The organism is Streptomyces sp. SID5464, assembly GCF_009862985.1.
GTDB lineage: Bacteria > Actinomycetota > Actinomycetes > Streptomycetales > Streptomycetaceae > Streptomyces > Streptomyces chartreusis_D.
The window spans coordinates 124,925-142,852 of the sequence record NZ_WWIQ01000005.1 but is presented as its reverse complement, the minus strand read 5'-3'; the positions used below and the strand labels follow the sequence as shown (position 1 = coordinate 142,852).

Sequence of the window (17,928 nt, the reverse complement as noted above, 5' to 3'; positions counted from 1 at the left end):
CCCCCTGGAGGTCTGTGGATCATGGTCTTTGACATGCTGGAACCATGAGCAATCTCGGCGGCACTTCGGTCATCTTCGATCTCGACGGAACGCTCGTGGACAGCGAGCCGAACTACTACGAGGCGGGCCGGCAGACCCTCGCGGAGCACGGCGTCACCGACTTCAGCTGGACGGACCACGAGCGGTACGTCGGCATCAGCACGCGGGAGACGGTCGCGGACTGGATCGAGCGGTACGGCCTGCGGGCCTCCGTCGAGGAGCTGTTCACCGCCAAGAACCGCCGCTATCTGGAACTGGCGCGCAGCTCCACGCGGGCCTACCCCGAGATGCGCAAGTTCGTCGAGCTGCTGGCGGCCGAGGACGTTCCCATGGCCGTGGCCTCGGGGTCCTCGCCCGAGGCCATCGAGGCGGTCCTGGCGGGCACGGGTCTGGACGCCCACCTGCGGACCGTCGTCTCGGCGGACGAGGTCGCGCACGGCAAGCCGGCACCCGACGTCTTCCTGGAGGCTGCCCGCCGGCTCGGCGCGGACCCGGCGGCCTGCGTGGTACTGGAGGACGCCGCCCCGGGCGCCGCCGCCGCGCACGCGGCGGGGATGCGCTGCATCGCCCTCCCTTACGTCGCCGCCCAGGCCGACGCCCCGGAGTTCGCCACCGCCGGTCTGCTGCTGCGGGGCGGCCAGGAGGAGTTCACAGCGCGGGCGGCGTACGACTGGCTGTGCCGGACGCCGTAGCCGTGCGACGTTTTCACCGCCGGCCCCGTCGAGTCACTGACCAGCGGTTGCCCATTCGGCCGAAACCGGCCACACCCGAGCGGCTCTCCTCATAGATTCTTCGCCAAGCGCCAGAAGGGAGCGGCAGGTTGACGGAGGGTGGCACCCGTAACGTCGTGAGCGGCGACACGGTGGCGGGCGCGGTCGTCCAGGCCGGGTCGATCCGCGAACTGCACGTGCACGCGGCCGCCCCGCCCACGGGGTCCACACCCGGATCCGTCGCCATGGACGCGTGGGAACGCCGGGCCGGCGACTCCTGCGTCTGGCAGCATGTGCCGGCCGGCCGGGACACCGGCCACCACCGGCGGCACGTCACCGCCCTCGCGGCCCGGCTGGCCCGCATGCGGGACGAGCTGGAAGGCGCGCTGGAGCAGGATCCCTGGTGCGACGCGCGAATCGCCACCGCGTTCCTGGACCACGTCGAATGGCTGCTCGGTGAGCCCGCCCAGGACGGGGCGGCCGGCCTCGACCTCTATCCGGCCGAGGCGTCTCTCCTCGTCCTGCTCCCCTTCCTCCACCGGGTCCACTATCTGCGGCGGGCGGTGCGGCTCGCGGAGGTCCGTCCCTGGTCCCTGCGCCCGGAGAGCAACGCCGGGCCGGACAGGGAGGCGTTCGAGATCTTCGCGGAGGAGAGTGAGGCGCTCGTCCAGCGGGCGCTGCGGGACCCGGAGGCCGAACCGCTCGTCGGCTGGTGGCTCTGCCACCGCCGGCTCACGCAGCACGAGGAGTTCTCGGAAGCCGATTCCGTCCCCGGGCTTCTCGAGGAACTGGGCGAGTCCGCCGCCGAGCTGGGCGCTGCGCTCACCGCCGACAGGGTGACCGTGCTGCTGCACGGTCTCCGCAGGGGGCCCGACATCTGTCACCCCGAGTTCCTGGGTCTGCTGCCCGCCGACGAACGCGTCCGCTGCGGCCCCGGTCACCAGCAGATCCGCTACCAGCGCGTCGGCCTCCTCGCCGCCCTCGCCCACGGCATGTCCGTCGAGATGACGACGCTGCCGGACATCGTCGCCGAGCACCTCGCCATCCCGTATCCGGTGGATGTGCCCCTGTTGCGCCACACCCTCACCCAGGCGCACTGGGGAGGGTCACGCGACTTGCCGGTGCTCCGTGCGGAGTGCCGTCACGAGGCGGTCGTCGAGGGGCTGCGCGAGTACACCGCCCGGGCCGACACCGTGCTGCACGCGATACGGCGCACCGTCAGGGAACGGGTCAACCAGCCCATGCCGGACCTCCCCACCCGGCTCTCCGCCGACGGCGTGGTTCCGAGCCGCGGCACCTTCGACGGCTACGCGAGGTTCCGGAGCGACGGGCGACGGGTCCTCGATCTCGCGATGGGGATCGAGCTGTACAAGGACCGCGACCTGGCCGTGCGGGAGCTGTACCAGAACGCGCTCGACGCCTGCCGCTACCGGCGTGCCCGGCAGGAGTGCCTCGACCGCACGACGGAACCGTTCGGCGCGCCGTACACCGGCCGCATCTCCTTCGTGCAGGACACCGACGAGGACGGCCGGGCGTATCTGGACTGCCAGGACGACGGCATCGGCATGGGCGAGGCCGAACTGCGCGGGGTGTTCTCCCATGCCGGCGCACGCTTCGCGGAGCAGCTGGAGTTCAAGCTGGAGCGGGCCCGCTGGGAGTCGCTGGATCCGCCGGTGACGCTGTACCCGAACAGCCGGTTCGGGATCGGCGTGCTGAGTTACTTCATGCTCGCCGAGGAGATCCGGGTCACGACGTGCCGCATGGATGCCGACGGCGTTCCCGGGCCCGTGTACGAGGTCTCCATCTGCGGTCCGGGCCACCTCTTCCGGATCGTGCAGAAGGCCGCCCGGGGGCGCGAGCCGGGCACCCGGGTCCGGCTGTACCTGCGTGCCGACGTCGCCCCGGAGAACTGGTCCGTGATCGACGTCCTGGAACGCGTGCTCGCCATCGCGGAGTTCCCGACGTCGGCCCGGAAGGGCGGGCTGAGCAGCGCATGGGAGCCCGGGCGGCTCAAGGAGCGGCAGAGACCCGACCGGTCCGACACCGGCCTCAACGCGTACGGAGCCCAGTTGGACTGGGACGACGGACCGCAGGACGCTCAGGTCGTGTGGTGCGAGCACGGTGGCGCGCTGCTGGTGGACGGCGTGGTGGTGGAACCGACGGTGCGCAAGGGGGTCTTCCCGGCGACGGGTCCCGGGCTGACCGGTGCGGTGGTGAATCTGCGGGGCCCGTCGGCTCCGGCGCGTCTGTCGGTGGATCGCAGACATGTGCTGGACGATGTCACGGCCGTGGTGCGGGAGCTGCTGGAGAAGGCGAGCGGTGTCCTGGCGGAGGGCGAGGAAGACGATCTGCCGGGTGTCCAGTGGCTGAACAGGGTGGCCGACGACAGCGCGGCACTGGCGGACATCGTGGACTCCGCGCTGTTCTCGCGGGGGCGGGAACCCGCTTTGCGGGGAGTGAAGTTCGGCGGTCCGCGAGCCGGGTACTTCGCGGGGGACCTCACCCTCGTCCCGGGCGAGCCCCGCGACGCGAACCGCTACGGCGGTGGGGCCTGGGGCCATGTGGAAGGCCACGCGCCGGACCACGTGTACCTCTGGCGGCTCCTCGCCCGCCGAGGGGCTCTGGGCAAGCTCGCGGAGGTGTGTCCGGAGATCGACGACCCGCGTCCGGTCCTGCGGCCGGTTCCCTCCGACCAGTGGCTGCTCATGCACGACCGTCAGAGCGGTCACTCACGCAGGTGGCGCCGCGGGCCCTTCGACCTGAGCGACATCGCCCGGGCCGCCGACGCGCTTCAGCGTCCCTCGCGCGAGGTGGCCGCGCGGTTGGCCGCGCTCGGCTTTCCCGAGGCCGACCCCCGGCACTGGTCCCCCGGGGCGGAGCTCACCACGGCCGACAGCGCCACCTTCACTTCGCAGTACGGGGAAGTCCTCACCAGGCACGAACCACTGACGTCCGCCGACCTCATGGGGAGAGCGGCACGCGCGAACGACTCCGTCGCCGCGACGGCCGAACGCCTGCGGGGCTTCGGCTTCCAGCTGTCGGACACGACCGTGACGCTATGTCAGGCGGCTGAGAAGGACGAACTGCTGTGGCTGAACAGGGAGAAGCCCGAGGATGGCTGTCTGGACCCCGGCGCCGAGGTCCCGCCGGGGCACATCGCGCAGGCGAGCCTCCGGCTCGGATTGTCCGTGCAGGACGTGTGCCGACGGCTTGCCGCCCACGGCCTGCGCGCGGATCCCGCCGGGTTGCCGGACCGTCCGACGCTGCAGACCGTCCTCCTGCTGAGCAGCAATGTGGACGGTGAACCGCCGTGGCTGGACCGGGCGCGGACGCCACCGCCCGGACACGCTCTGCATGCGGCGGAGGAACTGGGCCTGGCGCCGGCGGAGGTCCTGGCCAGGCTCTGCGCGCTCGGCTTCGCCCGTCCCGATCCGTTCCCCGCCGACGCCTCCACGGACGACCTCTGGGCGCTCGACGACGAGCTCTACGGTGACTTCCTCGTCCCGCCGGGGCCGATTCCCTACGGAAACGTCTTCAGCAGTGTCCAGGACCTCGACGGTCTCCGCCTCAAGATCCGCCGCATGCGCAGCTACGGGTTCGACATCGCCCTGGAGGTGCCGCGCCGGCCCACCTCACTGGACCGGGAACTGCTGTGCGAGAGCGGCCCGTTCAACTGGTGGTTCACCCGCACGGACGAGGCCGTGCCGTTCGCCCAGATCCTCATGGCCTCACGGGAGCTGGGAGCCCAGCCCGCGACGATCGCGAAGCGCCTGCGCGCCTGCAACATCGCCACCTCGCACGACGGTCTCCCCCGTGGCCTCTCGTTCAGCGAGGCGCGCAGACTCATCCGCGCGGACGAGCTCGACGAAGGCGAGGTGCCCGCGGTCGAGGACTTCCCGCTCCAGTACCTGCACCGGACGGCCCTCCGCAAGCGCACCGGCCTCCGGCAGATCGTCTCCCTGCTCAACGACCTCGGCATCCCCGTCCCCGACCCCGCCGAGACCATCAGAGCCGCCCTGGCCCGCGTGCCCCGCGCCGACCCCTGAGCACCAATCCCGTCCACACCGTTGACGCCTCCTCACCCCACGCATAACGTCTGGCCGACCCCCCGCACGTCGTTCGCAATCTCGAACCATGCCCCTTCGTGGAGGAGCACATGGCCCCGCCCCTCTCCAGACGATCCCTTCTCCAGGCCGCGGCACTGGCGGCGTCGACTCCCGCGGTCTCCCTCACCACGACCGGCCGAGCCGCGGCCACCGTTCAGGAGGCAACAGCCGTGGCCGCCGCCCCGTCCGCCTGGACCGTCCAGCCGTTCGCCCTCGAAGACGTGGCTCTCAGGCCCGGGCTGTTCGCCGAAAAGCGGCGGTTGATGCTCGATCACGCCCGCGGCTACGACGTGAACCGGCTGCTCCAGGTGTTCCGCGCCAACGCCGGTCTCCCCACCGGCGGTGCGGTCGCCCCCGGCGGTTGGGAGGGGCTGGACGGTGAGGCCAACGGCAACCTGCGGGGTCACTACACCGGCCACTTCCTGACGATGCTGGCGCAGGCGTACCGCGGTACGAAGGAGCGGGTGTTCGCCGACCGGATAGGCACCATGGTGGGGGCGCTGACCGAGGTGCGCGCGGCGCTGCGGCGGGACCCGGCGGTGCTGAGCGTTCCCGGGAAGTTCGGGACCGCCGCGGATCAGGTGCGTGGCTCCTACCAGTACGTGGATCTTCCGGCGGACGTACTCGGCGGGGCCTCGGCGATCACCCTCTCCGTCTGGGTGCGGCCCACGCACGACGCCAACTGGACCCGGGTCTTCGACTTCGGCGACGACACCACCCGCTACCTGTACCTGGCCGCCCGCAACCAGGCCGGAGTGCCGCGCTTCGCCATCACCACGTCGGGCGCCGGCGGCGAGCAGGGTCTCGACGGCACGGCCGCGCTGCCGCTGAACCAGTGGAGCCACCTGGCGGTCACGATCGCGGGCGGCACCGGCGCTCTCTACGTCAACGGCACCGCCGTCGCGCGCAACACCGCGATGAGCCTCACCCCGGCGGCCCTCGGCGCGCTGAAGAACAACTGGCTGGGCCGCTCGAACTACTCCGCCGACCCGGTCTTCGCGGGAGCCTACGAGGAGTTCAACGTGTTCTCGCGGGCGCTGACCGCCGCCGAGATCACCGAGTTGCAGAGCCGCCGGGCCGCCGACGCCTCGACGGGCCGGGGCGATCTCGCGTCGTACGCCTTCGACGAGACGGCCGGCGGGACGTTCACGGACGTCTCCGGCCGGAACCTGACCGCCACCCTGCGCCGCACCTGGGGCGGGCCCAGCCACCCCGGGTTCCTCGCGGCCTACCCGGAGACGCAGTTCATCGACCTGGAGTCGCGGACCACCTCCGACTACACCAAGGTGTGGGCGCCGTACTACACCGCGCACAAGATCCTCAGGGGGCTGCTCGACGCGTACGGCGCCACGGACGACGACCGGGCCCTCGACCTGGCGTCCGGCATGTGCGACTGGATGCACTCCCGGCTGTCCAAGCTGCCGGAGTCCACGCTCCAGCGCATGTGGGGGATCTTCTCCAGTGGCGAGTTCGGCGGCATCGTCGAGGCGGTCTGCGACCTGCACACGATCACCGGCAAGGCCGAACACCTCGCGCTGGCCCAGCTGTTCGACCTGGACCGGCTGATCGACGCGTGCGCGGCGAACACCGACATCCTCGACGGACTGCACGCCAACCAGCACATCCCGATCTTCACCGGGTACGTTCGGCTCTACGACGAGACGGGCGAGGAGCGCTACCTCACGTCGGCGAAGAACTTCTGGGACATGGTCGTGCCCCACCGCATGTACGGCATCGGCGGCACCAGTACCCAGGAGTTCTGGAAGGCCCGGGACGTGATCGCGGGCACGATCAGCGCGACCACCGCGGAGACGTGCTGCGCGTACAACATGCTCAAGCTGAGCCGGACCCTGTTCTTCCACGAGCAGGACCCGAAGTACATGGACTACTACGAGCGGGCCCTGTACAACCAGGTGCTCGGTTCGAAGCAGGACAAGCCGGATGCGGAGAAGCCGCTCGTCACGTACTTCATCGGGCTGACGCCCGGTCACGTCCGGGACTACACGCCCAAGCAGGGCACGACCTGCTGCGAGGGCACCGGCATGGAGAGCGCCACGAAGTACCAGGACTCGGTGTACTTCGCGAAGGCCGACGGCAGCGCCCTGTACGTCAACCTGTACAGCCCGTCCACGCTGACCTGGGCCGAGAAGGGCGTCACGGTCACGCAGACCACCGGCTTCCCCGAGGAGCAGGGCAGCACGCTGGCCTTCGGGGGCGGCCGGGCCTCCTTCACGCTGCGGCTGCGCGTGCCGTCGTGGGCGACCGCAGGGTTCCGGGTGACCGTCAACGGGCGGGCGGTGTCCGGGACTCCGAAGCCCGGGAACTACTTCGAGGTGTCCCGGACCTGGCGGGCCGGCGATACCGTCCGGATCGCCATGCCGTTCCGGACGCGGGTGGAGAAGGCCCTCGACGACCCGTCCCTGCAGACCCTCTTCCACGGCCCGGTCAACCTGGTCGCACGCGACGCCGCCACGGAGTACCTGAAGGTCGGGCTGTACCGCGATGCCGGACTGTCCGGCGACCTCTCGCACTCCCTCACGCCGGTTCCGGGCGAGCCACTGCACTTCACGCTGGACGGGACGGAGTGGGCGCCGTTCTTCGAGGGGACGGAGGATCCGACGCACGCCTACTTCCGGCGCTCGGAGCCGAAGGTCGTCTTCGGCGGCCGGGACTCGGGCGTGGCCAACCCGGCGAAGGCCGACGGCACCACGCTGCTGGACGAGGTGTGGGCCGGGGCCCCGTTCCGCAACAAGGGGGCGCTGGTGGCGCGGGTGCGTTCCACGGTGGACGCGTGGGTGGCGGCCGGGCTGCTGAGCAGGGCCGACGGCGACAAGGTGGTGAGCACGGCGGGCACGGCCTCGTACCGGCCCTGAGCCCTTCCGACCGGGTCCGGTGCCGTGCCGCACTCGGCACCGGGCCCGGTCGGTTCACCAAATTCTTTGCGTCAGCGGTGATTGTTTCGCCCCTGGCATACGTACCTCCTGGCGTTGGGCCGTTCATATCCCAGGAGGCACGATGCGCATCTCGCGCAGCACGGCAGGAACCGCGTTCGTGGGCGGTGCGATGATCCTGACGCTCACCGCGCTCGCCTACCCGAGCATGCTGGGCGTGCAGAACACGGCTTCCGGCCAGGACCGCATCATCGCCAACACCCAGTACGGTCCGCTGACCGAGGCGGACCGCGACTTCGTGGTGAAGGTGCGCGCGGCCGGGCTGTGGGAGCATCCGCTGGGTCTGCTGGTGATGCAGCGCGGAGGGTCGGCCGCGATGAAGGAGGCCGGCGAGCACCTCGTCGTCGGACACGGGCGGCTGGACGCCGCCTGCCGCAAGGTCGCCCCGGAGCTGGGCATCACGCTGCCGAACCAGGCGTCGCCCCAGCAGCAGCAGTTCGTGGCGACGGTGGAGGGCGCCCAGGGCCAGGAGTTCGACTCGACCGCGGTGAGCATCATGCGGGTCACCCACGGCCAGATCTTCTCGACGATCGCCAAGATCCGTGCCAACACACGGAACACGCTGGTGCGTCAGCTCGCCGACCAGGCCAACTCCACGGTGCTGGACCACATCACGATCCTGGAGAAGACCGGCCTGGTCAATCACGAGCAGGTCAACCTCCAGCAGACGAGCCCGCCCAAGATGCCGGAGGACCAGACCACGCCGCCGCCCCCGCAGCCGGGCGCGCCGGTGCTGACGCTGAACATCCCCAAGGGGCTGGAGGACCTGCGCACGGAGGCTCCGAACGCAATCCAGCCGTCGCCGTCGGCCGGGTGAGCGAGGCCCGGGAACCGCGTGGCAGGAGGGTCTCCTAGGAGCGCCGGCGGGGCTTGCCCCGCTTGGCGCCGCCCTTGCCGCCCTTGGGGGTGGCGGTGGAGGACCCGCGGCGATTCGCGCCCGACGGCCTGGCCGGCTGCTTGCGGTGGTCGTCCCGCTTGGGCTTCTCCTGCGCCGAAGGCTGCCGGCGGCCGCGGGTGCTGTTGACCGTGCGTCCGCGGACGATGCCGATGAAGTCCTCCACCAGGTCCGTCGTCGCGTCCTCGGGCCAGACGAGCGCCACGCTCGACTCGGGGGCGTCCCCGAGGGGACGGTGGGTGAGGTCCTTGCGGTGGTGGAGGCGGGCGAGCGACAGGGGGACGATGAGCACGCCGATCCCCGCCGCGACCAGTTCGACGGCGTCGGCCGTGGTCGCGGGGCGTTCGAGGGCGGGCCGCCCGGGCATGTCCTCCCAGTCGAGGACGTCGTCGAGAGGGTGCAGCACGATGTCGTCGGACAGGTCCTCGGGGGACACCTCGTCGACCGCCGTGACCAGGTGGTCCGCGGGCACGACGACGACCGTCTGCTCGGTGTAGAGGGGGATCGCGCTGAACACCGTACGGTCGACGGGGAGGCGCACGAGGCCCGCGTCGGCGTCCCCGCCCAGCAGCCGCCCGGCCGCAGCGGCGGCCGGCACCTGCGTCAGGGCCAGCGGGACATCGGGCTGCCGCTCGTTCCAGATGCGCACCCACTTGTCGGGCATCACCCCGGGGACGTACACGAGCCGGAACGAGGGAGATTCATCCGAGCCTGTCACCTGGCCAGGTTACCGGCCGTGGTCGGGGGTCGTGCACACGCTCGATACGCTGGGTGCCATGACGTCGCACCAGAGCACCCAGACCATGAAGCCCGCGACCGCGGCGAAGAAGCTGGGTGTGTACCTCGAGGCCACACCCGCAGAGTTCCGGGAGGGTGTCGTCTCGCGCGCCGAGCTGAACGAGCTCCAGGCGAACCCGCCGCAGTGGCTTCAGGACCTGCGGAGCAACGGCCCGCACCCTCGCCCGGTGGTCGCGGCGAAGCTCGGCGTCTCCATCGCGGGTCTCGCCCGCGGCGGCCTCACCGAGCCCCTCACCACCGAGCAGATCGAGACGCTGAAGCAGGAGAACCCCGCCTGGCTGGAGCGGGAGCGCGCAACGCAGGCGGAGGTCCGCAAGGAGGCGGCCCGCATCAAGAAGAAGAACGCCGAGCGCGCCGAGCACCGCGGCTGACCTCGGCCCTTCTCTCAGACGGCCCCAACCGGTCCATCCGGTTGGGGCCGCTGTCGTTCTCCGGGCCGGCGCACGGCCTCGTGTGGCCTCGTGTGACCTCGGTGAAACATTTCAGCCATGTATTGACAGGGTGATGAAACGATCCTAGCTTGGCCGATCATTTAGATTCGTGAAGTTGGTTCACGAATATGAACGGAGAACCATCCATGCGGGATCGCCGACGCCTGGCCGCCGCGCTCGCCGTCTCGGGTCTCCTGTTCGGAACGGCCGCCTGCGGCTCCGGTTCCGGCAGCGCCCGGGCCGGTGATCCGAACACGCTGGAGGTGTGGACCCGGAGCGATCCGGAGTCCGCCCAGACCTACGAGCGGGTGTTCGCCGCCTTCACCAAGAAGACCGGTATCAAGATCGATTACCAGCCGGTCATGAACTTCGACCAGCAGCTGCAGAGCCGGGCGTCCACCAAGGACCTGCCGGACGTCATGATCAACGACACTGCGCTGATGGGCAGTTACCAGGCCCAGGGGCTGCTCAAGCCCATCACCCCGGCCTCGATCGCCGGACACGACGAGATCACCGCCCAGTCCTGGTCGTCCACCGTGGGCCGCGACGGCAGGCACTACGGCATCCCCTACTCCCGTCAGGCCATGACGCTGTTCGTCCGCAAGGACTGGCGCGAGAAGCTCGGCCTGCCGCAGCCGAAGACCTGGCAGGACACACTCGCCCTCGCCAAGGCCTTCGCCACCCGCGACCCGGACGGGGACGGCAAGAAGGACACGTACGGCATGGTCGTGCCCGGCAGCGCGCAGAACGGCTATGTCGCCTGGTGGGGCGCCAGCTGGCTGTGGCAGGGCGGCGTGCGGATCATCGAGAAGGACGGCACGGGCTACCGGCCCGCCATGGACTCGGCGGCCGCCCTGCGCACCGTCACCTGGATGAAGGACAACCTCTTCTGCGGTGACAACGGTGTCATACAGCCCAGCGCCCTCACCTCCGTCACCGCCAACACCACCAACTTCCAGGACGGCAACGCCGGGATGTACCTCACCGGCCCGTACAACATCTCCACCTTCGACAAGGCGCTCGGCAAGGACAAGTACGAGGTCCTGCCCGCGCCGTCGGGCCCGGCCGGCAACAACGACGTGCTCGCCGACGGCGAGAACATCTACTTCGGCGCGAAGACCGGCAAGGCCAGGCTGGAGCAGACCCTCGCGGCCTTCCTGATCTCTCCCGAGGGCCAGGAGCTCGCCATGACCGGCGACCACCAGCCCGTCGTGCGCATCCCCGTCAACTCCACGCTGGACGCGGCGAAGGTGCGCGACGATCCGCGCTGGAGCGTGGTGCAGAAGGCGTACGAGACGGCCTCCGTGCAGTTCCCCAACGCCCCCGACTTCGCACCGATCAAGCAGGACACCGCCGACGCACTCAACGCGCTCTTCACGTACTGCGGCAGTGACGTCAAGGCCGGCCTCAAGGAACTCAACGACACCCTCGCCGGTGACCTCAAGGACCAGGACCTGTTGAAATGACCGCGACCGTGACGACGCCCGGGCCACGCAGAGCCCGGTTCCTCGGCAAGAAGTCCGTACTTCCCTGGCTGTTCCTCGCGCCGGGTCTGCTGCTCGCCCTGGTCTTCAAGTTCCTCCCCATGGGCAAGGGCGTCTGGCTCAGCTTCTTCGACGTGCGGCCCTTCCTCGGTGACAAGTGGGTCGGCCTCGACAACTACACACGGGTCCTGACCGACCACCGGTTCCAGGACGCGATCAGCCACACGCTGGTCCTGGGCATCGGCATGTCCCTCGGCGGCATCGTCGCCGGCTTCCTGCTGGCCCTGCTGCTCGAAGGTCAGGCCCGCTCGCTGAGGATCATCCGTACCGCCGTCTTCCTGCCCGTCGTCACCGCCACCGCGGTGGTCGGCGAGATGTGGCGGCTGATGTACTACCCGACCTCCGACGGCCTCATCAACAGCGGTCTCGGGCTCCTCGGCCTGGGGCCCGTGCCCTACCTCGACAACCCCGACACGGCGCTGTGGGCGACCATGGCCATGGGCATCTGGATGCTCGCCCCCTACAACATGGTGATCATCCTCGCGGGACTGGCGGGTGTGGACCGCTCGCTGTACGAGGCCGCCGCGATGGACGGGGTCTCGCTGTGGCAGCGACTGCGGCACATCACCCTGCCCGCCATCCGCCCGGCCCTCGGCATCGTCCTCACCCTCGCCGCCATCCGCGGACTGCGCGTCTTCACCGAGGTGTACGTCCTCACCGGCGGCGGCCCGGCCGGGTCCACCGACGTCTGGATGACCCGCGCCTACACCCTCGGCTTCTCCCGCAACGACATCGGCGGCGCCTCGGCCGCCTCCGTGCTCCTGCTGTGCGTGACGCTGCTGCTCACCGTCACGGTCAACTACTTCCGCAAGAGGGGAGACGTGAGATGAGCGCGCCCGCCATCGATCCCGTCCGGACCCCGGTGACCGCCTCGCCCGCGGGGAAGTCCGCCGGGAAGCAGCGCACCACCCCCGCCCGTTTCGACACCGCCCTCGGCTGGAGCGACCGGCCGGGCCCCGCCTGGGCGCTGCGCGTCCTGCTCTGCGCACTCGCCCTGGGCGTCTTCGCGGCGCCGTTCCTGACCGTCTTCTCCGGTTCGTTCAGCGAGAAGGCCAGCGGCTCCACCCTGTCGTTCCTCCCCCACCGCCCGACCCTGCTGAACTTCCAGGTGGCGGGAGAGCGCGGCATCTGGGACTACTTCGGCAACTCCCTGGTCATCGCGGGCGGCGGACTGCTGCTCCAGCTCGTCGTCTGCACGCTCGCCGCGTACGCGCTGGCCCGGCACAAGTTCCGCGGGCAGGCGCTGATCCTGACCCTGTTCATGCTGACGATGATGCTCCCGGAGGAGGTCATCGCCATCCCGCTGTCGCTGGTCCTCGGCCATGTGCCCGTGGTCGGCCTCGATCTGAAGGGCACCGTCTGGGGCGTCATCCTGCCGCTCGGTGCCTGGGGCTTCTCGGTGATGGTGCTCACCGAGTTCATGAAGGACATCCCCGCCGAGATCGAGGAGGCCGCCCGGATCGACGGCGTCGGTGAGCTGCGGATGCTGTGGCAGGTCATCCTGCCGCTGTGCAAGCCCGCGCTCGGGGTGGCCGGGGTGCTCGGTTTCATCATGATCTGGGACCAGTACCTGCTGCCCCTGATCGCCGCCAAGGACCCCACCGACTACACGGTCACCGTCGCCCTGTCCATCCTGCGCACCGACCCCGAGGTCGGCTCGGGGGTGGTGCTGGCCGGTGCGGTGATCGCCCTCGTCCCCAGCCTGATCGTCTATCTGCTCCTCCAGCGCTCGCTGGTCACCGGCATCGCCGCCGGTGCCACCAAGGGCTGACCACCCACCCCCCACGTATGAGGGAGACATGAAGTTCCACGGAGTGCTGTTCTTCCCGGTCACGCCGTTCGCGGCGGACGGCTCACTGGACGAGGAACGGCTCGCCCAGCACATCGAGTCGGGTGTCACCGCGGGCGCGGGAGGTGTGTTCGTCGCCTGTGGCACCGGCGAGTTCCACGCCCTGTCGGCCGATGAGATCGAGCGGGCCACCAGGGTGGCTGTGCGGACCACGGCCGGACGCGTCCCGGTCTTCGCCGCCGCCGGCGGTCCTGTGCCGGTCGCCCGGGACCAGGCCGCCCGCGTCGAACGCGCCGGCGCCGACGGCATCCTGCTGCTGCCGCCCTACCTGGTCGGCGCCCCGCAGCAGGGCCTGCTGCGCTACGTCCGGGAGGTCACCGCGGCCACCCATCTGCCCGTCGTCTTCTACCAGCGGGGTACCGCCCGGCTCACCGCGGACACGGCCGCCGAGATCGCCGCCCTGCCCGGGGTCGTCGGACTCAAGGACGGCGTCGGGGACATCGAACGGATGCACCGCGTCGTCCGCGCGGTGCGTGCCGTGCCGGGCACGGAGGACTTCCAGTTCTTCAACGGCCTGCCCACCGCCGAGATGACCGCGCCCGCCTACCGGGACATCGGCGTCGACCTGTACTCCTCGGCGGTGTTCGCCTTCGCCCCGGAGATCGCCCTGGCCTTCCACCGGGCCCTGGCCGAGGGCGACGAGCCGCTGGTCTCCCGGCTCCTCGACGAGTTCTACGGCCCGCTGGTCGCCCTGCGCGACGAGGTTCCCGGGTACGCCGTGTCGCTCGTCAAGGCCGGGGTGACGCTGCGCGGCCTGGACGTCGGAGGCGTACGGGCTCCGCTGCTGGATCCGACGGCGGAGCACATCGCCCGGCTGTCCAAACTCATCGACCGTGGTCTGGAGGTCGTCGGCGCATGAGCCACACGCGCATCCGGGAGCTGATCGTCACCCCGATCGCCTTCGGCGACCCGCCGCTGCTCAACTCCAACGGCGTGCACGAGCCGCTCGCCTTGCGGATCATCCTGCAACTCGTCCTGGAGGACGGCACGGTGGGGCTCGGCGAGTCCCCCGGCGGCACCGCCCGGCTGGAGCGGCTTCAGGCCGCGGCGAAGGTGGTCGCCGGGATGGACGTCTTCGACACCACCACCGTCGCCGCCGCGATCGACGCGGCCCTGCTGCAGACCGTGCCCAGCTCCCACGAGCGCGGCTGGACCACGTCGGCGGTGGAGGTGGCCTGCCTCGACGCGCAGGGCAAGCTGCTCGGCCGTCCGGTCAGCGATCTGCTGGGCGGCAGGGTCCGCGACGCGGTGCCGTTCGCCGCGTACCTCTTCTACAAGTGGGCCGAGCATCCCGCTCTCGACGGCCGTCCGGCGATCGGCGACGACTGGGGCGAGGCCCTCGACCCGGCCGGGATCGTCGAGCAGGCCCGGCTGATGCAGGAGCGGTACGGATTCAGGTCGTTCAAGCTCAAGGGCGGCGTGTTCCCGCCCGACGAGGAGATCGCCGCGATCCGGGCACTGGCGGAGGCCTTCCCCGGGCAGCCGCTGCGGCTGGACCCGAACGTGGCTTGGACGGTGGAGACGTCGACGTACGTCGCCCGGGAACTCGACGGCGTCCTCGAGTACCTGGAGGACCCGACCAAGGGCATCGGCGGCATGGCGGAGGTGGCGAAGGAGTCGCCCCTGCCGCTCGCGACGAACATGTGCGTGATCGCCTGGGACCACCTGAAGCCGGCGATCGAGCAGAACGCGATCCAGGTCCTGCTCACCGACCACCACTACTGGGGCGGGCTGCGCCGCACCCGGGAACTGGCCGCCGTGTGCGAGGCGTTCGGGATCGCCCTGTCGATGCACTCCAACTCGCACCTGGGCATCAGCCTCGCCGCGATGACCCATGTCGCCGCGGCCATCCCGAACCTGGACCACTCCTGCGACACGCACTACCCGTGGAACTCGGCGGACGACGTGATCGTCCCCGGTGTACTGGAGTTGCGCGACGGGGAGGTCCGGGTGCCGACCGGGCCGGGGCTGGGTGTCGAGCTCGACCACGACAAGCTGGAGCAGCTGCACCGGCGTTACGTCGACTCCGGGATGCGCAGCAGGGACGACACCGGCTACATGCGGCGGTTCCGGCCGGAGTACGAGCTGAGGCTCCCCCGCTGGTGACGGGCGGGCGCCCCTCCCGAGCGGAGGGGCGCATCCGGTCACGTGGACTTCGGCACCTTCAGCCGGTCCCAGGTGAGCTTGCCGGGGATGCCGTCGGCGTCCTTGCCGGAGAAGCCCTGCTTCTGCTGCCAGAGCGCGTAGGACCGGCGGTCGGACTCGGTCCAGTCGGGGCTCGGCCCCTCCTCGTAGCGGCTGCACCCCTCGGCGACCAGGCGGCGGCCCATCGCCGTGATGATCGGGGAGCGCTGCCCGACGTGGAAGAACGCGGCGCCGGGGAACGGCTCGTAGGACGGCTTGGGCGCCGGCTTCGGATCGGGGTCCGGCTCGGCACCGCCCCCGCCGCCGCGCTTCAGCCGCCGGGCTATGCGCGACCGCATGCTGTCCATGGTGAAACCGCGCGGGTCCACCTTGCCCGGCTGCCACTCCTTGTGGCCGATGACGGAGCGCTCGGACCAGCCGTGGTGGCGGCAGATCGCCGCGGCCACCTTCTCGATGGCTTCCATCTGCGCCTTTGGCCAGGGGTCCTTGCCGTTGCCGAGGTTGATGCACTCGAAGCCGTAGAAGTGCCGGTTGCCGTCGGTGTCGGCCTCGTTGTCGTGCGGCAGCTTCGACTCGTTGATCACGGCGCGCAGGACGTCGCTGTCGCCGAGGCCCGCGTGGTTGGCGCGGCCGTTGCCGACCAGGTGGACATGGCCCTTCTTGTCGATGACGCCGTGGCAGAGCGGGCCGGGCAGGCTGGAGTAGCCGTCGTAGCAGATGTCGACGGAGGCGGCGGTGCCGGAGGTGACGGTGTGGTGGATCATCACGCCGTTCACGGGACCCCAGGGCCCCTTGCTGTTGCGGTTGTGGGTGCGCCAGTTGCGGACCTCGTGGACGGTCAGGCCCTCGGCCCGGAGGATCTCCACCAGCTTGGACGCGCTCAGCGGCTTGGCCATCAGTTGTCTCCGTCCACGGCGGCTTCCGCCTCCGCTGTGGTCTGGGACCGCCCGTGGGAGGGGTCCTCGGCGGCCAGTTCCTCGCGGTGGGCCTGCTCCTCGGCGGCGAGCGTCGCCTCGTCCGCGGGGGGCATGCTGCTCGCCAGCGGGCCGAACGCCAGGCGCAGGTCGACGGCGCTGCCCTCGCCCTTGATCAGGGCCAGCGGGGCGAAGTGCCGGGCGATGCCGGCGGGTCCCCTCAGCAGGGGGCGCCGGGCCGCGTCGACGGGCCACTCGACGCTGCCGGTGGCGGTGCGGGCGGGGACGATCCAGTGGTCGCCGGTGCGGTAGGCGCCGCCCTTGGCGAAGTACACCTCGACGCCGTCCTCCAGGGGCAGCCACTCCCCCTCGGTGACGGGGACCGCGCCGCCGCGCAGGGCGGTGGTGCGGCCCTTGCGCTTCGGGCCGCCGTGGTGGTCCCAGCGGCGCAGGTACGGGTTCAGGTGCGCGAGCCGTCCGACGCCCGGGGCGGGTTCGGCGGACAGGCGGACGCGGCGGCCCGGCAGGTCGAGTTCCTCGACCCGCAGCAGCGGCAGGGGCTCCAGGCGGGAGGCGTAGGCGGTGTCGACGAACTCCACGTGGTCGCCGACGTCCAGGTCCAGCTTGTCGTCGTGGCCGAGGGATGCCAACTGCACCCAGGTGCCGTCGAGTTCGTCGACGGGGAAGACGACTGAGCCGTTCTCGCGGGACCACTTGAAGGTGGCGTCCTTCGCCTCGCCGCCCTCGTGCACCTCCACCCGGTACAGCTGGTTCTCCGGACCGCGGTAGCGGGCGTCGGGCTTGACCAGGCACGGGTCCTCGTCGGCGTGGTCGGGCCGCTCGCTGCGGGCGGCGAGCCGGGCCGAGGGGGCCGACCGGCGCTGCGCCCAGCGGGTGAACGCGGCGCGGACGACCTCCTTGGAGGGGTCGGTCTCCTCGATCTCCAGCGCGGCCAGGGACAGCGGCAGCACCTGCCAGACGACCTTCACGCGCGCGGCGGTGTCGGGCATGGCCGCGCCGAGGGCGACCTCGCGCAGCGCGGGGTCCTCGGCCGCGGTGACCGAGCGCTCCCACACGTTCAGATAGACGACGAACGGCGTCTGGGCGGGCGAGGGCAGCCGGTCGCCGGGCTTCTCCGGGTCGCGGAAGCCGTCGGGCTGGTCCCAGTAGGTCCAGTGCGCGGGCGGCTGTGGCGCCGACTCCTCGCCGTCCTCGTCGGCGACGGGGACCCCGGGCGCCGGGCGGTCGGCGTCGCACAGGATGCCGTCGACGTAGTAACGGCCGCCGTGGATCAGGAGGGTGTCGATCTCGTGCTTGCCGCCGACGTACTCGATGCGGAAGCCGGCGGCGTCGCGCGGCCCGCCGTGCGGTCCGATCAGGTCGGCGGCGAGGCTGCGGGCCTGGTGCAGCTGGATCGCGGTCTGTTCGTTGAGGTCCGCGTCGAGCTGGACGCGGCCCTGCTGGGCGACGACCGCGGAGTAGTGCCGCTCCGGGCGGAACGTGGAGCGGGAGAGGTCTGCGTGCATGAAGGGTGTCCCCCTGGTTC

At 70.9% G+C, this 17,928-nt stretch carries 13 protein-coding genes; 10 read left to right on the top strand and 3 right to left on the bottom strand.

All coding sequences use genetic code 11. The annotated features are described in order from the left end of the window. The first annotated feature begins 44 nt into the window (after positions 1–44). The 4 genes from GTY47_RS05505 (at position 45) to GTY47_RS05490 (ending at position 8,623) form a co-directional block, all read left to right on the top strand. The gene (locus GTY47_RS05505; protein ID WP_010037506.1) at positions 45–731 is read left to right on the top strand and encodes an HAD family phosphatase; all 687 of its coding nucleotides are present in this window, start codon (positions 45–47) and stop codon (positions 729–731) included. A gap of 155 nt (positions 732–886) precedes the next feature. Beyond that, positions 887–4,795, top strand: coding sequence for an ATP-binding protein (locus tag GTY47_RS05500; protein WP_231911195.1), 3,909 nt, complete (start codon positions 887–889; stop codon positions 4,793–4,795). 110 nt (positions 4,796–4,905) lie between these two features. Next, entirely contained in the window at positions 4,906–7,728 is a 2,823-nt protein-coding gene (locus GTY47_RS05495) for a beta-L-arabinofuranosidase domain-containing protein (protein WP_029180996.1), read from the top strand. 142 nt (positions 7,729–7,870) lie between these two features. Continuing rightward, the gene (locus tag GTY47_RS05490) at positions 7,871–8,623 is read left to right on the top strand and encodes a DUF4142 domain-containing protein (RefSeq protein ID WP_010037500.1); all 753 of its coding nucleotides are present in this window, start codon (positions 7,871–7,873) and stop codon (positions 8,621–8,623) included. A 34-nt stretch (positions 8,624–8,657) separates the two neighbouring features. On the opposite strand, the gene GTY47_RS05485 is transcribed toward GTY47_RS05490, so the two are convergent. Continuing rightward, complete coding sequence (locus tag GTY47_RS05485) at positions 8,658–9,419, bottom strand: LysR family substrate-binding domain-containing protein (protein WP_029180995.1); 762 nt, start codon at positions 9,417–9,419, stop codon at positions 8,658–8,660. A 58-nt stretch (positions 9,420–9,477) separates the two neighbouring features. On the opposite strand from GTY47_RS05485, the gene GTY47_RS05480 reads away from it, so the two are divergent. From GTY47_RS05480 to GTY47_RS05455, 6 genes are all read left to right on the top strand, one after another. Beyond that, the gene (locus GTY47_RS05480) at positions 9,478–9,870 is read left to right on the top strand and encodes a DUF5997 family protein (protein ID WP_010037496.1); all 393 of its coding nucleotides are present in this window, start codon (positions 9,478–9,480) and stop codon (positions 9,868–9,870) included. A 206-nt stretch (positions 9,871–10,076) separates the two neighbouring features. Beyond that, entirely contained in the window at positions 10,077–11,396 is a 1,320-nt protein-coding gene (locus GTY47_RS05475; RefSeq protein ID WP_010037494.1) for a sugar ABC transporter substrate-binding protein, read from the top strand. Beyond that, positions 11,393–12,304 carry a sugar ABC transporter permease gene (locus GTY47_RS05470; protein WP_010037492.1) on the top strand — a complete coding sequence of 304 codons (912 nt, stop codon included), beginning with the start codon at positions 11,393–11,395 and terminating at the stop codon, positions 12,302–12,304. The genes GTY47_RS05475 and GTY47_RS05470 overlap by 4 nt, the downstream gene beginning before the upstream one ends. After that, positions 12,301–13,245: a carbohydrate ABC transporter permease gene (locus GTY47_RS05465; RefSeq protein ID WP_010037491.1), complete on the top strand. Its 945-nt coding sequence runs from the start codon at positions 12,301–12,303 to the stop codon at positions 13,243–13,245. Before GTY47_RS05470 ends, GTY47_RS05465 begins: the two co-directional genes overlap by 4 nt. Before the next feature lie 28 nt (positions 13,246–13,273). Continuing rightward, a complete protein-coding gene (locus GTY47_RS05460; protein ID WP_010037490.1) occupies positions 13,274–14,182 on the top strand; it encodes a 5-dehydro-4-deoxyglucarate dehydratase in 909 nt (302 codons plus the stop codon). Then, a complete protein-coding gene (locus GTY47_RS05455; RefSeq protein ID WP_010037489.1) occupies positions 14,179–15,429 on the top strand; it encodes a glucarate dehydratase family protein in 1,251 nt (416 codons plus the stop codon). Before GTY47_RS05460 ends, GTY47_RS05455 begins: the two co-directional genes overlap by 4 nt. 38 nt (positions 15,430–15,467) lie before the next feature. Here GTY47_RS05455 and GTY47_RS05450 read toward each other — a convergent pair whose 3' ends face one another. Both GTY47_RS05450 and GTY47_RS05445 read right to left on the bottom strand, forming a co-directional pair. Further along, positions 15,468–16,364, bottom strand: coding sequence for a peptidoglycan-binding protein (locus GTY47_RS05450; RefSeq protein WP_010037487.1), 897 nt, complete (start codon positions 16,362–16,364; stop codon positions 15,468–15,470). Then, on the bottom strand, positions 16,364–17,908 hold the full coding sequence (locus tag GTY47_RS05445) for a DUF6519 domain-containing protein (protein ID WP_010037485.1): 1,545 nt from the start codon (positions 17,906–17,908) through the stop codon (positions 16,364–16,366). Before GTY47_RS05445 ends, GTY47_RS05450 begins: the two co-directional genes overlap by 1 nt. Between the last annotated feature and the right edge of the window lie 20 nt (positions 17,909–17,928).